General features: G+C 68.5%; 8 protein-coding genes. 5 read left to right on the forward strand and 3 right to left on the reverse strand.

Annotated features, from left to right (window positions below; translation table 11 throughout):
- The first annotated feature begins 1,294 nt into the window (after positions 1–1,294).
- Entirely contained in the window at positions 1,295–2,140 is an 846-nt protein-coding gene (locus FRANCCI3_RS25220; RefSeq protein WP_011434836.1) for a hypothetical protein, read from the forward strand.
- Between the two features lie 524 nt (positions 2,141–2,664).
- On the opposite strand, the gene FRANCCI3_RS01840 is transcribed toward FRANCCI3_RS25220, so the two are convergent.
- The 3 genes from FRANCCI3_RS01840 to FRANCCI3_RS01850 all read right to left on the reverse strand — a co-directional run bounded on the left by FRANCCI3_RS01840 (position 2,665) and on the right by FRANCCI3_RS01850 (position 6,481).
- A complete protein-coding gene (locus tag FRANCCI3_RS01840) occupies positions 2,665–3,654 on the reverse strand; it encodes a hypothetical protein (protein ID WP_011434838.1) in 990 nt (329 codons plus the stop codon).
- Between the two features lie 230 nt (positions 3,655–3,884).
- Positions 3,885–5,063 (reverse strand): cystathionine gamma-synthase, encoded by a 1,179-nt coding sequence (locus FRANCCI3_RS01845; protein WP_011434839.1) that lies wholly within the window; start codon positions 5,061–5,063, stop codon positions 3,885–3,887.
- Between the two features lie 38 nt (positions 5,064–5,101).
- A complete protein-coding gene (locus tag FRANCCI3_RS01850; RefSeq protein WP_023840844.1) occupies positions 5,102–6,481 on the reverse strand; it encodes a cystathionine beta-synthase in 1,380 nt (459 codons plus the stop codon).
- A 509-nt stretch (positions 6,482–6,990) separates the two neighbouring features.
- On the opposite strand from FRANCCI3_RS01850, the gene FRANCCI3_RS01855 reads away from it, so the two are divergent.
- The 4 genes from FRANCCI3_RS01855 to FRANCCI3_RS01875 all read left to right on the forward strand — a co-directional run bounded on the left by FRANCCI3_RS01855 (position 6,991) and on the right by FRANCCI3_RS01875 (position 14,685).
- The gene (locus tag FRANCCI3_RS01855; RefSeq protein WP_011434841.1) at positions 6,991–7,395 is read left to right on the forward strand and encodes a YccF domain-containing protein; all 405 of its coding nucleotides are present in this window, start codon (positions 6,991–6,993) and stop codon (positions 7,393–7,395) included.
- A gap of 297 nt (positions 7,396–7,692) precedes the next feature.
- Positions 7,693–10,758 (forward strand): diguanylate cyclase domain-containing protein, encoded by a 3,066-nt coding sequence (locus tag FRANCCI3_RS23090; protein ID WP_011434842.1) that lies wholly within the window; start codon positions 7,693–7,695, stop codon positions 10,756–10,758.
- 235 nt (positions 10,759–10,993) lie between these two features.
- Positions 10,994–12,727 carry an ABC transporter ATP-binding protein gene (locus FRANCCI3_RS01870; protein ID WP_011434843.1) on the forward strand — a complete coding sequence of 578 codons (1,734 nt, stop codon included), beginning with the start codon at positions 10,994–10,996 and terminating at the stop codon, positions 12,725–12,727.
- The gene (locus tag FRANCCI3_RS01875) at positions 12,724–14,685 is read left to right on the forward strand and encodes an ABC transporter ATP-binding protein (RefSeq protein WP_011434844.1); all 1,962 of its coding nucleotides are present in this window, start codon (positions 12,724–12,726) and stop codon (positions 14,683–14,685) included. The genes FRANCCI3_RS01870 and FRANCCI3_RS01875 overlap by 4 nt, the downstream gene beginning before the upstream one ends.
- The last annotated feature ends 41 nt before the right edge of the window (positions 14,686–14,726 follow it).

Below are 14,726 nucleotides of genomic sequence, written 5' to 3' on the forward strand. Positions count from 1 at the left end.
CTAGAAACTCTCCGTAATCAATGCTGCGCCATCGGGTGGGGGATGTGCCCCTAGGGTGGAGACTGACTGCGCCCTGGAGGGTTCCATGGTGTTCTTCTGCTTGGCTGTCGCCGGGCTGATATTGATCGCGGGCGCGCTCGGCCTGGTGCGGGGACGCGCGGAATGGGCGTGGATCCCCAACCGCCGTACGGCCGGCGCGGTTGCCGGTGCGGGATCCGCGGCGCTCGTCGCTTTCGGGCTGCTCGCATCCCGAGGAGTCGGGGTCGGCGACGGCAACGATCCGGACCTGCCCGTGAGCCAGGCTGTCCTGCCCGCACCGACTCCCCCATCACCGTCCACGCCAGCATCGCCACTTTCAGTGCTATCCGCGACGTCCGTCGAGCCCGGGTCCACGTTGCCCGCGGACACCGACGCGGATCGGGACCTGGCTGCGGACAGGGCCGCACGTCGTCCGGCGCCGTCCGATGACCGCGGCGGACCCCAGCAGTCGCGTCCTCCCACATGGGACACCTGGCCGCCGTGGGCGTCGCCCGCGGACAGCCGGTCGTCGGGGACGTTGCAGCTAGGGACGTTGCCGGTGGAGACGTCGCCGGCGCCGACGCTGCCGTCTGCTACGTCCTCGCCGGGGACGTCGCCGCCGGGGACGTCGCCGGCGGGGACGTCGCCGCCGGGAACCCGGCCGACGGGAACCCCGCCGCCGGCGCATGGTCGGCCCGACACCCGCCCGGACGACCGGGGAACCGCCGGGGACGACCGGGGAACCGCCGGGGACGACCGGGGAACCGCCGGGGACGACCGGGGAACCGCTGGCGGTCGCGGAACCGCCGGTCAGAAGTCCGACGGGCGCGACCATGCCGGGTCCGACCGAGGAGCCGAGAGCGCGGCCCCGACACCACGCGACGGCGGTCGCCCCTCACCCGGATCACCTGGATCGAGTGATACGGGTCGTGGCGCGGGGGCATCGCGGCAACCGAGGGAACCGGGGGATCGGTCCGTCTCTAGGCCGGCGAGTGGACCCTCGGCGAGTGGACCGTCGGCGAGCGGGGCGGGGTCGCCGTCCGCTCCGCCGCGCACGAACGAGGGCTCGCCCAGGGCGACCGGGCAGCCGGTCGGCTCGGCCCGGCCGGCTGTCGCCGCCGGGCCGGCGGACGGATGATCGTTCTCGCTCGAGGTTGTCGGCTGCCGCGCTTTTCCGGGTACACGGAGGGCGACACGACGTTCTGGTATTCGTCTCGTTACTTTCAGTGAGTTACGGTTCGGGTTCTCGTGCTGATGCTGAGACCTGGGGGCCCCGATGGCGGCGGTTGCGATGATCATCGCTCTGCTTGCGGTGATGGTGATGCTGATCGGTGTCACAGGCATCCTGCGTGGGCGGGTCGGCTGGGCCGGAATTCTGGACCGGCGGCGAAGCGGCGCGGTCGCGGCGGCTGGATTCACGGTCGCGGTCATCGCCTTCGGGCTCGCCGCGCCCGGCGGGCCCACCCCGGGCGACGTGCTGATCCAGGCCGATCGACCGTCGTCCGATCGGCTCGTCCGGGCCAGGACTGATGACGATCGGGACGACGACCGGTGGGCGGGCCGCCGCGAGCAGAGCCGATCGTCCTTCCCCACCCGGTCCACCTACCCCGACCCCGTCCACCCCGTTCCCGGCGTCCCGGGAACGGACGGAGCACGGACGTTGCCACGCCTCGTCGCCCCTTCCGGCGATCCGGATTCCGCCGGGGGCCCGACCGCACCTTTCGTCGAATCACGGCCCCCGTCTTCGCCCACGCGCCCGCCGTCGGCCGACGGCGGGCGGCGGGTGTCATTGGTTCCACCCGTCGCATCGGATCGGGCGGATGCCTTCGGACCCGATCCGGGGGACAGGAGACTGCTCCCTTCGGTGCCCAGCCGCCGGACCGCGCCGCGTCCGTCGTCGAACCCGTCGGAAGCGCGGCCGTCCGGCGGACTGCTCCCCGCGCCCGCGGGCGGGTCGGTCGATCCCGGACCGCCCGCACAGGCCGGTCCGACGGGGGGCGGCAGGGCGGACGGCCGGGGCGACGACTGCGGCCCGGCGACGGGTCCCGGACCGATTGTGGTGATTCCCGATCTGTTCGGCTCCAAGCAACAGGCTGATGCCGCGATGTGCGCGGATCCCTGAGCGGGTCCGGCGTTTCAACCCGCCGGTGTGGGACCGGCGCGGCTGGCCGCGACCAAGGCGACGACCGAGGGGCGAGCCGAAGCACTTTTGTCTCCACCGGCCCGGTTCGCATTGTCGCCTACCCGATAATGTACCGCCGTGCCTATTCCTTATCCCGTTCTCGCTCAGGCGACACCGCCGCCGCTGCCGATCGCCTCGAACACTGCCCTACAGAAATCCGTAAATCTTAACCCGTCGAATGAACTGCATTATTCCAACATCTTGTCGCCGTTGGTTGTTCTGATTATGGTTGTTGCTGGCCTGCTGCTGCTGCATGGACTCCGCGCCGGTGTGCGTCCCTGGGCTCGACGCCGCGTCCTCACGGCCGGGGTCCTCACGGCCGGCGGTGTTGTGGCCAGGGCTGTTGTGGCCAGGGCTGGCATGGCTGATCGGGCGCCGTGCGCCGGTATCCCGGTGGAAGGCCCCGGCGCCGGGGGCGTGCCGGCAGATGACGTCGTGACCGCCCCCGGACGTCAACGACGCGATCAGAGCGGGGACCACTCCTGGGCCTGGATGACGAGTCCGGACCAGTCCGCGCCCTGGCTGCGGGCGCGTTCGGCGAGAAAGAGGATTCCGTTCGACAGCCAGCTGCTCGGCCGCACGGCGGATGCGGCGAGCGCTCTGGTCGCGAGGATCTCGGCCTTGTCCAGCTCGCGTGCGCGCATCGCCGCGGATGTCTGGTAAAGGCGGACGGCGGCGAGAGCACCGGACGCCCGGGAACGGTCGAACAGTTCGGCTGCCTCGCTCAGCCGCTCATTTCCCTCGTCCAATGCGCCGGCGGCGACGAGTGCCGCACCGCCGAATGTCGGCAGATACCCAGGATGGATACCGTCCAGGCTGTAACCCACCGCACCTGCCGGGAGCTTTGCCGCGACCGATCCCGCTGAGCGCAGCACGGCGACGATATCGTCGGTAGGCAGGTGGCACGCGGCCATGATGTGCGCCTCGGTGGTCATCGCCAGGACCGCGGTGTGCGCGTGTGGTGCCGTGGCCTGGGCCGCCCGCGCCAGCGCCAACCCGTCGCGGGTGCTCTGGAAGGAATAAGCGGCGAGTTCAGCCAACACGACTCCGGCGTGGGCGGCGGTCGTCGCGTCTCCTACATGTTTCGCGAGGACGAGCGCCGCCCGCGCCGAGACTGTGGCCGGCCTGGCCATGCCGTTGTCACCCTGTGCCACGGAGGTCATGAGAAGAATCCGGCCATGCGCTCGTATCCAGTCCCGGCGCAGGGCTGAGCCCAACCGCCATCGGCCGATCGTCCGCGCATGGTGCTCCAGCGTCGCGAGGCGCTCGACCAAGTCGGCCGGCGCGGTGGTCTCCCAGCGGCGGGCGAGGGACTCCAGACCGGCCTCGACCTGGTGTAGCGCTGCGCGGCTGTCCATCGCCGAGGATGTCATGTCGACCGCCTCGGCGGCTCCGAGGACACCGAGTAGCGCGCTCGTGGTAAGGATCGTTCGGCGGTCCGTCGATGCGTCCATGTGGTACTCCTGACGATCGCGACCTGGCGGACTGGGCACATGTCCGGCGTATGCGCACGCGCAACCATTGCTGTTCTCCGCCCGAGGGTCTCGACACAGTAAGGTCACGGTAACCGGGTACGGGGCGCTATGTCGCCGCCGCGGGTTAAGGTTTGGACTTTTTTCGCTGGTTCGCCCTTCCGTACCGGACGCGTGCGCCAGAAGCCACCACTCCCGAAACCGGGGCCGGGCTACGCGGATCCGTCGGAAAGCCCGCGCAGCGCCTGGTGCAGATCGGCGACGAGGTCGTCCACTGATTCGATCCCGACCGAGAGCCGAACGAGGTCCGCGGGTACCGCGAGCGGCGAGCCCTCCACCGAGGCATGGGTCATGCTCGCCGGATGTTCGATCAGGGATTCCACCCCACCCAACGACTCGGCGAGAGTGAACAGCCTGGTCCGGCCACATGCCGCCACGGCCGCCTGGGGGCCGGCCCGAAGGGTGAACGAGACCATTCCCCCGAAGTCGCGCATTTGCTTCGCGGCGATGTCGTGACCCGCATGGCCGGTCGAACCCGGGTAGCGGACGGCCCCGACAGCGGGGTGCGTGGCGAGCTCGGCCGCGATACGCCGAGCGTTGTCGCAGTGCCGGTCCATCCGAACGGGGAGCGTCTTGACACCGCGCAGTACCAGCCAGCTGTCGAAGGGGCCGGCGACGGCGCCGGCCGCGTTCTGCAGGAACCGTAGCCGGGCGCCCAGGTCCGGATCGCCGACCACGAGCGCGCCGCCGACGACATCGCTGTGGCCACCGAGATACTTCGTCGTGGAATGCACCACCGCGTCCGCCCCCAGGGTCAGTGGCTGCTGCAGGTAGGGCGAAGCGAACGTGTTGTCGACCGTCAGCAGCGCCCCCGCGTCATGCGCCAGCGACGAGAGAGCGACGATGTCGGCGATGGACAGCATGGGATTGGTCGGGGTTTCGCACCACACCAGTCGCGTGGTGCCCGGACGGATCGCGACTCGCACCGCATCGAGGTCGGTGAGATCGATGCTGGTGTGGTCGACGCCCCAGTCGGCGAGCACCCGGGCGATGAGCCGGTAGGTGCCGCCATAGGCGTCCGCCGGGATGATGACGTGGTCTCCGGGCCGGCAGACGGTTCGCAGCAGGGCGTCCGCCGCCGCCATGCCGGAGGAGAAAGCGAGGCCGACCGTCCCGCGTTCCAGTGCGGCGAGGCAGGTCTCCAGCGCGGTACGGGTCGGATTCGCCGAACGACTGTACTCGTAACCGCTCCGAAGCCCACCCACGCCATCCTGGGCGAACGTCGAGGACTGGTGGATCGGCGTCACCACCGCTCCCGTGACGGGATCGGGCTCCTGGCCGGCATGGATCGCGATGGTCTCGAATCCCTCAGCGGGCTGCTCCATATGCATGACGCCACGCTAGGGCGTTCTCGATGATCGGTGCCGATCTAGCGGACGGCCAGGAAACTCAGCAGGTCGGCACGGGTAAGGATGCCGACGGGATTACCCTCGTCGTGTACCAGCACCGCGGGTTCGTCCCCGAGCACCGCGACGATCCGGGCCAGTGGCTCGCCGGTACCCACCATCGGAAGCGACGGCGACAGATGATCGGCGACCGGAGCGTCGATGGCGGACCGGTCGGCGAAGACCGCCGCGAGCAGATGCCGCTCGATGACGGAACCCGCGACCTCCGCCGCCCGCAGGGGCGGTTCGTGCCGCACCACCGGCATCTGCGACACGTTGTACTCGCGCAGGTAGGAGATGGCGGCACCGACTGTCTCGGCCGGGTGGACATGCACCAGATCGGGGGGACCACTGGTCTGTTCGGCCTTGTTCCGCAGGACGTCCGAGACGGTCGGCTCGTTCGACGGCGGCTCCAGAAAGCCGTACTCGTACATCCATTCGTCGTTGAAGATCTTCGACAGGTATCCGCGGCCGGAGTCCGGAAGCAGGACCACAACGGCGTCGTCCGGGCCGAGCTCGCGAGCGACCCGGAGGGCGACTACCACCGCGAGCCCGCCTGATCCGCCCACCAGCAGCCCGCATTTCCTGGCCAGCTCGCGCGTCATCAGGAACGAGTCGCGGTCGCTGACCGCCTCCACCCGGTCGACGACCGTCTTGTCGTAGGTCGTCGGCCAGATGTCCTCCCCGACGCCTTCGACGAGGTAGGGCCGGCCGCTGCCACCGGAGTAGACCGAACCCTCCGGATCCGCGCCCACGATCTGCACGGTTCCGCCGGACGCCTCCTTGAGGTAACGGCCGACTCCACTGATCGTCCCGCCGGTCCCGATGCCGGCGACGAAATGGGTGACGCGACCGTTCGTGGCCTGCCAGATCTCCGGCCCGGTCGTAGCGTAGTGCGCAGCGGGATTGTTCGGGTTGGAATACTGATCCGGGCTCCAACCACCGGGAGTCTCGCGGACGAGCCGGCGGGCCACCGAGTAGTAGGAGCGGGGGTCGTCGGGTGCCACTGCTGTCGGGCAGATGACGACCTCGGCGCCGTAGGCGCGCAGGACGGCTCGTTTCTCTTCGCTGATCTTGTCGGGCATGGTGAACACGCAGCGATAGCCCCGCCGGGCCGCCACCAGGGCCAAGCCGACACCGGTGTTTCCGCTGGTAGGTTCGATGATGGTCCCACCAGGCGGAAGCAGTCCGGCCTCCTCGGCGGCGGAGACCATGGTCAGCGCTACCCGGTCTTTCACCGATCCACCGGGATTAAGGTACTCCAGCTTTGCCAGCACTGGCGTCGGCGTCGTCTCGATCGTCGGTGTGATCCGGACCAGCGGCGTGTTTCCGACAAGATCGATTACGTGGTCGAATGCCTGCATATCGGTCATCCGCGCATCACTTCCGCTCTCGAGAGAGGTAACCGGGGCGACACCTCGTGTCCACGGCGGGCGGGAGCCGGTTGGGCTACCCGAACCGGCTCACCTCCTGGATACCGACGACCGTGGCCGGGAAGCTGCCTGCGCCAGGCGGCGGCGTACGTCACCTGCGTTCGTGCGGCCGCGGCCGGTCGGTCGCGACCGGCCGGCATGGACTGCTGTCATGACAGTAGCGAGCAGGGCCGGAACGTGCCGGGCCGCGTGGCATCCACTCCGTTTGCGATGGCGTCCCCGGGGCAGATCATCGTGGTGTACCTGACGGTGTGTCATCGTGGTGTACCTGACCGTGTTCGGACGGTCGTGTTCGGACGACCTGGGCTGGATTGGTACGATAAAGTCGGTGCCGATCGACGAGTGGCGGCCGATCGACAGTGGCGCTGATGCTTCCGGCAGGCTTGCCATCGGCGTTCACCACGATCCCGGTGTCGGATCGGGAGAGAGCGGGTCAGCTCATGCGCCTCGTGCTCAACGTCATCTGGTTGGTATTCGGTGGTTTCTGGCTTGCCGTCGGCTATGCCCTCGCAGCGCTTGTGTGCTTCATTCTCATCGTCACGATTCCCTTCGGGATCGCCGCCCTGCGGATGGCGAACTTCACCCTGTGGCCGTTTGGACGGCGCATTGTCGACCGACCCGGCGCCGGCGGGGCGTCCCTGGTCGGAAACGTGCTGTGGATCCTGCTGGCCGGTTGGTGGTTGGCACTGGGACATCTCACCACCGGCCTGGCACTCTGCCTCACCATCATCGGTATCCCGCTCGGGTTGGCGAACTTCAAACTGATCCCGGTCTCGCTGCTGCCGCTGGGTAAGGAGATCGTGGACGTCGACGCCCCCGCGGTCGGAGCTCGCGCGGCATTCTGAGCCGCCGCGGCAGGTCGAGCGTGCTCGGACCGTGCCGCGCCGCCGCGCGAACAGAATGCCGGCCGCATGATCACAACGACATGATCGACTATGCCGTCCCGCTCCACCGGTAGCGTCGCCAGCATCGCATACGTGCTTATACCGGTCTCATCTCGGGCGTCGCTCGCAGATCGGAGCATTCCGTAGGCGACAGCAGGCCCACAATGGTGTAGTAGATTTGATGGTGTGGAATGTGCGCGCAGGCCAGGAGGGTGACGCGGAAACCTCTGGGCTCCCGAGGAGGGAGGTGAAATCATCGTGGACATCTGGGATGACCTTGCGCAGCGTAACAGCGCTCACCTGCGGGAACGATTCCTGACGGGGGACCTGGTAGCGGAAGGACCACAAAACGCGATTTTGGGTTCGTGGTGGCGCAGCCAGGTACTGAACGTGAGCCCGGACCGGTGCTCCCCCGTCTATGATCCGGATCTTGATCTGGACACGCGCCTGGTCCGCGCGGCCGACCCGGTACTCGACCGACTGGCATCCATGATCGCCGGGACCTGGGTGTGCGTGTGTCTCACCGACGACCAGGCAAGAATACTGGCGCACCGGGTCGGTGAGGCATCCTTCGGCCTACACCCTGGGTTCTGCGTCGCCGAGCACCTGGTCGGCACCAGCGCCGTAGCCCTCGCCCTCGTGGAAAGGCGCCCCGCCCGCGTCTCGGGCGCCGAGCACTTTGCTGACCTCTACCAACCGGACGCGTGCATATCCGCTCCCGTCCGCGACCCCCTCAGCGGGCGTATCGAAGGCGTGTTCAGCCTCATTTGCAGGCTCGCCGAGGCGAATCCGTCGGCGGAAGCCATGGTGGGGGAGGCTGGCCGCGCTATCGAACATCGCCTGCTGGAACAGGCGAGCGAGCGGGAACGCGCCTTGCTCCTGGCGTACCGGCAGGCCAAACACCGGATGCGGATACCGGCTGGCGGCGCACAGTTTCCGCTTGATCTCGATGCCGGGTCCGGCATCGAGATCAAGCACGATACTCGGCTGGTTTTGCAGGAGAAGGCCGCTGAACTGATCGCAGCGGGCCGGCCGACCGCCATCGAGGTATCCCTGCCGCACGGTCAGACTGCCACGCTGGTGTGCAGGGAGGTACGGACGCACTCCGCAGTGGCCGGGCTGGCCGTCGAGGTCGTCCTTCCCTTCGGGCCGCCCCGTCGCCTCATGACCAGCGCCGCGGCTGTGGCAGGACACCTCAACAGCCAGCCGCGGGGGGCCGACGCCGGTGCCCCGTCGGCGCCGGGGCTTTTCCTGCCGTATGCCGCGCTCAGCGCGCCCAGGCCGACGCCGCGACTGCCGGCGGGTGCACCCGACGCCACCCGCCCGGCCAGCACACCCGTGGCCAGTGCGTACCCGGCCAGCCGGCAGCCCGCCATCGGCGCGTCACTGCTGGCGATCGGGGAACAGGGAATCGGCCGTCTCGCGGTGGCGGCACGGCGACGCCTCACCCTGCTGTACGAGGCCAGTATGCACATCGGGACCACCCTCGACGTGACTCGGACCGCCGAGGAACTGGCCCAGGCAGCCGTGCCCGAACTCGCCGACGTCGTCACGGTGGACCTGTCGGAGTCTGTTCTGCGGGGCGAGGACTCGCTGCGTCCGACCGCACTGCTGCGCCGCGCCGCCCTGCACGGCATCCAGGAAGGCCTCGCTCTCTACCCGGCCGGTCACCAGATCAGCTTCCTGCCCTCCACGCCGCAGGCTCGGTGCCTGGCCAGCGGGCGAGCGGTGCTCGAGGCCGACCTGCACGCGGCTCCCGGTTGGCAGGCCCAGGACCCCGAACGCGTCGAGCAACTCCTCGCGCAGGGGATCCACTCGCTCATCACCGTCCCCCTGTGCGCCCGCGACGTGATGTTCGGGGTGGCCAGTTTCTGCCGCTCCCGGCAACCAGAGCCCTACGAGGACGACGACCTGGCCCTGGCCGAGGAGTTGGCCGCCCGCGCGGCGCTGTGCCTGGACAACGCCCACCGCTACACCCGCGAACGACAGCTGCACCACCAGGCCCTGCACGATCCGCTGACCGACCTGGCGAACCGCACGCTGTTGACGGCCCGACTGCAACGCGGACTTGCCCGGCGCCTCCACGACAATACGCAGGACGACACGCAGCTTGCACTACTGTTCTGCGACCTCGACGACTTCAAGAGCGTCAACGACAGATTCGGGCACGCGGCCGGCGACGACCTGCTTCGCGTAACCGCGGGTCGGCTGACGAGTTGCGCCCGTAGCACCGACACGGTTGCCCGCATCAGCGGCGACGAGTTCGCGGTCCTGCTGGAAGGCGGCTGCGTCGACCCCGAGTCCATCGGGCGGCGGATCCTGGAAACACTCCGCGTACCCTTGGTACTCGCCGGAACGGTTCATACAACCCAGGCCAGCATTGGGCTGGTCGTTGTCGACCCCGGCACTCAGGCCACCGCGGAAAGCGTGCTGAAACAGGCGGACTCCGCCATGTACGCCGCAAAACGGCGGGGTAAGGGCACCCTGGTGGTGTACCGGCCGGAGCTGTGCCCCGCCAGCGCCGAGGACGCCCTGCGCACCAGCCTCACCCACGCCGTACGCGGCGAGGATGGCGGCGGTACCCTCAACGTCAGCTATCAGCCGATCATCGAGCTCCACACCGGTCGGACCGTCGGTGTCGAGGCGGCGCTTCGGTGGGACGACCCGTCCTCCCGATCCGTTCCCCACCACCGTCTCACCCTCACCGCCCAGCAGACCGGGCTGGCCCCCGCACTGGAGCACATCCTGCTCGACCGGGCCTGCCGTGACCTCGGCCGATACCGAAGCACGGGCCATCCGGAGGTGGCCCTCCACATCCCCGTCTCGATCCTCGATGCCGCTGACGCCCGGTTCACGACCGAGGTGGTCAATGCTCTGACCGTCCACCACCTGCCACCCGATGCTCTCGTGCTCCGCGTCGCCGGCGCGACGCACCACACCGATCAGGCTGCCCTGCGGGCGCTGCGCGGACTGGCCGCACGAGGTATCAGGCTCGCGATCACCTATCCCGACGCCGAGGACCTCTCGTTCGATCCCCTTCTGCCGCTTCCCGTCCAGATCATCGTGCTCGACGCCGCCGCCACCCGGCACCTGACCGAATCGCTGACCGACGGCCGCACCCCCGGGGAAGAAGAAAACGACGGCACGCTGCGCACGGCGTTCCTCGCCACCATCCGCGGACTGGGCATTTCACTGCTGGGCACCGGCATCGCTGACGCGAAGCAGGCCGCCACCCTCGCGCACAGCGGCTGCGGCCTTGGCCAGGGCAGCCTCTTCGGCGGACCCGCACCGCTCGCCGACATCCCCGGCAGGTATCCGACATGAGGTAGCCGCCATGTCTCCAGTGCGCGGCACTGACCCTCGACTCTCCAGTGCGCGGCACTGACCCTCGACTCTCCAGTGCGCGGCACTGACCCTCGACTCTCCAGTGCGCGGCACTGAAAATGCCTTGACCTGATGTTGGGTTGACGTCGTAGGGTCGCAACACGTCTGCAGTGTGCTTACCCACCGTTGTCGCGATCTACCGGTTCGACCACCAGCCGCCACCGAGAGGGACCGTATGCTGATCCGACTTCTGCGGGCTCACCTCGGCCCCTACGGCCGGCCGATCTCGATACTGGTCCTTCTGCAGCTGGTGGCGACGATCGCCATGCTCTACCTCCCCACCCTCAACGCCGACATCATTGATCGTGGAGTGGTCATCGGCGACACCGGCTACATCATGCGTATCGGTGGACTCATGCTCGGTGTCAGCGTCGTGCAGATCGTCTGTGCCGGCGCCGCCGTCTTCTTCGGAGCCCGGACGGCGATGGCGCTCGGTCGGGACATCCGGGCGTCGGTGTTCGACCGGGTCCAGTCGTTCTCGGCCCGGGAGGTCGGCCGCTTCGGCGCGCCCTCTCTGATCACCCGGGCCACGAACGACGTGCAGCAGGTGCAGATGCTGATGTTAATGAGCTTCACGCTCATGGTCTCCGCGCCGATCATGTGCCTGGGCGGCATCATCCTGGCGGTCAACCAGGATGCCGGGCTCTCGCTCCTGCTCGTCGCGATCACTCCGGTCCTCGCAGTGATCATCAGCTTGATCGTGCGACGGATGCGGCCGCTGGGCCGGGCGATGCAGGAGCGCTTGGACGCCGTCAACCGGATCCTGCGGGAGCAGATCACCGGGCTCCGGGTGATCCGCGCTTTTGTCCAGGACGACTATGAGCGGCGCCGGTTCGCGGTGGCTGACGCCGAACTGACCGACATCTCGTTGCGGTTCGGTCGACTCATGGCGTTGATGTTCCCGCTCGTGCTCACCGTGGTCAACTTCTCGAGCGTGGCCGTGCTGTGGTTCGGTGCCCACCGTATCGACGCCGGCCAGATGCAGATCGGCGCGCTGACAGCCTTCCTCAGCTACCTGATGCAGATCCTGATGTCGGTGATGATGGCCACCTTCATGTTCATGATGATTCCCCGCGCCGAGGTGTGCGCGGAGCGCATCCAGGAGGTGCTCGAGACCGACTCCACGGTCCTGCCACCGCAGAACCCGGTGCGGGAGCTGCGCCGCCACGGTGACCTGGAACTGCGGGGCGTCGGGTTCCACTACCCGGGCGCGGAGGCGCCGGTCCTGCGCGCAATCAGCCTGCGCGCCCGGCCGGGTCAGACCACAGCCATCATCGGCAGCACCGGTAGCGGCAAGACAACGCTGCTCGGTCTGGTCCCGCGGTTGGCCGACGCCACCGAGGGCGCCGTCCTCGTCGACGGCGTCGACGTCCGCGATCTCGACCCGGCGCTGCTCGCCCGGACCGTCGGCCTGGTTCCACAGAAGCCGTATCTGTTCTCCGGCACCGTCGCGACCAATCTGCGTTACGGAAATCCGGACGCCACCGACGACGAACTGTGGCGCGCGCTGGAGATCGCGCAGGCGAAGGACTTCGTCGAAGCCATGCCGGACGGTCTCGACACCGCGATCGCCCAGGGTGGCACGAACGTCTCCGGCGGCCAGCGCCAACGGCTCTCCATCGCCCGCGTGCTCGTTCACGGCCCGGAGATCTACCTGTTCGACGACTCCTTCTCGGCCCTCGACTACGCCACCGACGCCCGCCTGCGCAGGGCGCTCGCCCACGAGACCTCCGCCGCGACCGTGGTGATCGTCGCTCAGCGGGTCGCCACCATCCGGGATGCGGATCAGATCATCGTGCTGGACCACGGTGAGGTGGCCGGCGTCGGCACCCACCAGCAGCTGATGGCCGACAACACCACGTACCGCGAGATTGTGCTCTCCCAGCTCACCGAGGAGGAGGCGGCATGAGCAGCCCGGTACCGGCACCGCGCCGCGGCCCGGCCCCGACGGCCGGGCCCGCTCGGTTCTTCGTGGGCCCGGGCGCGACGGAGAAGTCGATGGACTTCGCCGCGTCGAGCCGCCGGCTGCTCGGACTGCTGCGACCGCAGCGCCACCTGCTGATCGCCGTCGTGGTCCTGGCGACGTTGAGCGTCGGCCTGAGCGTGATCGGTCCTCGCCTGCTCGGCCACGCCACCGACCTGGTGTTCGCGGGGATCTTCAGTCGGCGGCTGCCAGCCGGCAGCACGAAGGAACAGGCGGTCGCGCAGCTGCGTGCCACCGGCCACGGTACCCAGGCGGACCTGCTCGCCTCGCTCGACGTGACCCCCGGTCATGGCATGGACTTCGATGCCATCGGTGTCGTGCTGCTGGGGGTCGTGGTCGTCTACGCGGTGTCCGGATTGTGCGGTGTGCTCCAGGCCCGGCTGGCGAACCTGGCCCTGCAGAGAGTGATCAGTGATCTGCGCCGCGACGTCCAGGCGAAGATCTCGCGGTTGCCCGTCCGTTACTTCGACGGTCAGCCGCGAGGCGAGGTGCTCAGCCGGGTCACCAACGACATCGACAACTTCGGGCAGAGCCTGCAGCAGAGCATGTCGCAGATTGTCGCGTCGACGCTGACGATCGTGGGCGTGCTATCGATGATGCTCTGGATCTCCTGGATCCTCGCCCTGATCGCGCTGGTCACGGTGCCAGTGTCGATCATGATGGCGACCCGGGTCGGCAAGCTGGCTCAGCCCCAGTTTGTCGCCCAGTGGCGGATCACCGGTGGTCTCAACGCCCATATCGAGGAGATGTACACCGGGCACACGCTCGTGCGGGCGTTCGGCCGGCAGGAGGAATCCGCGGAGATCTTTCGTGAGCAGAACGAGCGGCTCTACGCCGCCAGTTGGCGCGCGCAGTTCATCTCCGGTCTCATGCAGCCCTCGATGTTGTTCATCGGAAACCTGAACTACGTGCTGGTAGCTGTGATCGGCGGCCTGCGGGTCGCGTCCGGCTCGCTGTCGATCGGTGACGTCCAGGCGTTCATCCAATATTCTCGGCAGTTCAGCCAGCCGTTGTCCCAGGTTGCCAGCATGGCGAACCTGGTGCAGTCCGGGGTGGCCTCCGCGGAGCGGGTGTTCGACCTGCTCGACACCGTCGAGCAGGAACCCGACCGGGCGGTTCCGGCGCATCCGGAGCGGCTTCGTGGCCGGGTGGCCTTCGAACGCGTCTCCTTCCGCTACGAACCGAACAAGCCGTTGATCGAGGACCTGTCACTTGTCGCGGAACCTGGTCACACCGTCGCGATCGTCGGGCCGACCGGCGCCGGCAAGACCACTCTGATCAACCTGCTGATGCGCTTCTACGAGGTCACCGGCGGACGGATCACCTTGGACGGGGTCGATGTCGCGGCGATGTCGCGGGATGAACTGCGGGCCAGCATCGGCATGGTCCTGCAGGACACCTGGCTGTTCGGCGGAACGATCGCGGAGAACATCGCCTACGGTGCGGAGGGCGCCACCCACGAGCAGATTGTGGCGGCGGCCCGCGCCGCGCACGTCGACCGGTTCGTCCGCACTCTTCCCGCGGGTTACGACACCGTGCTCGACGACGAGGGGGTCGGCGTGAGCGGCGGGGAGAAGCAGCTGATCACCATCGCCCGCGCCTTCCTCGTGGAACCTCTGATCCTGGTTCTCGACGAGGCGACGAGCTCGGTGGACACCCGTACCGAGGTCCTCATCCAACGGGCGATGTCGACCCTGCGGGCGGGGCGGACCGCGTTCGTCATCGCGCATCGGCTGTCGACCATCCGGGACGCGGACACCATTCTCGTGATGGAGAACGGAGCCATCGTCGAACAGGGCACCCACACCGAGCTCCTGGCCGCCGATGGCCCATACTCCCGGCTGTACCAGTCCCAGTTCGCCCAGGCCGTCGTCGAGATCTGACCGTCGAGATCTGACGGTCGAGATCTGCGTGAGCGGTTGCG

It is taken from the genome of Frankia casuarinae, from assembly GCF_000013345.1.
In the GTDB taxonomy this organism is placed as follows: domain Bacteria; phylum Actinomycetota; class Actinomycetes; order Frankiales; family Frankiaceae; genus Frankia; species Frankia casuarinae.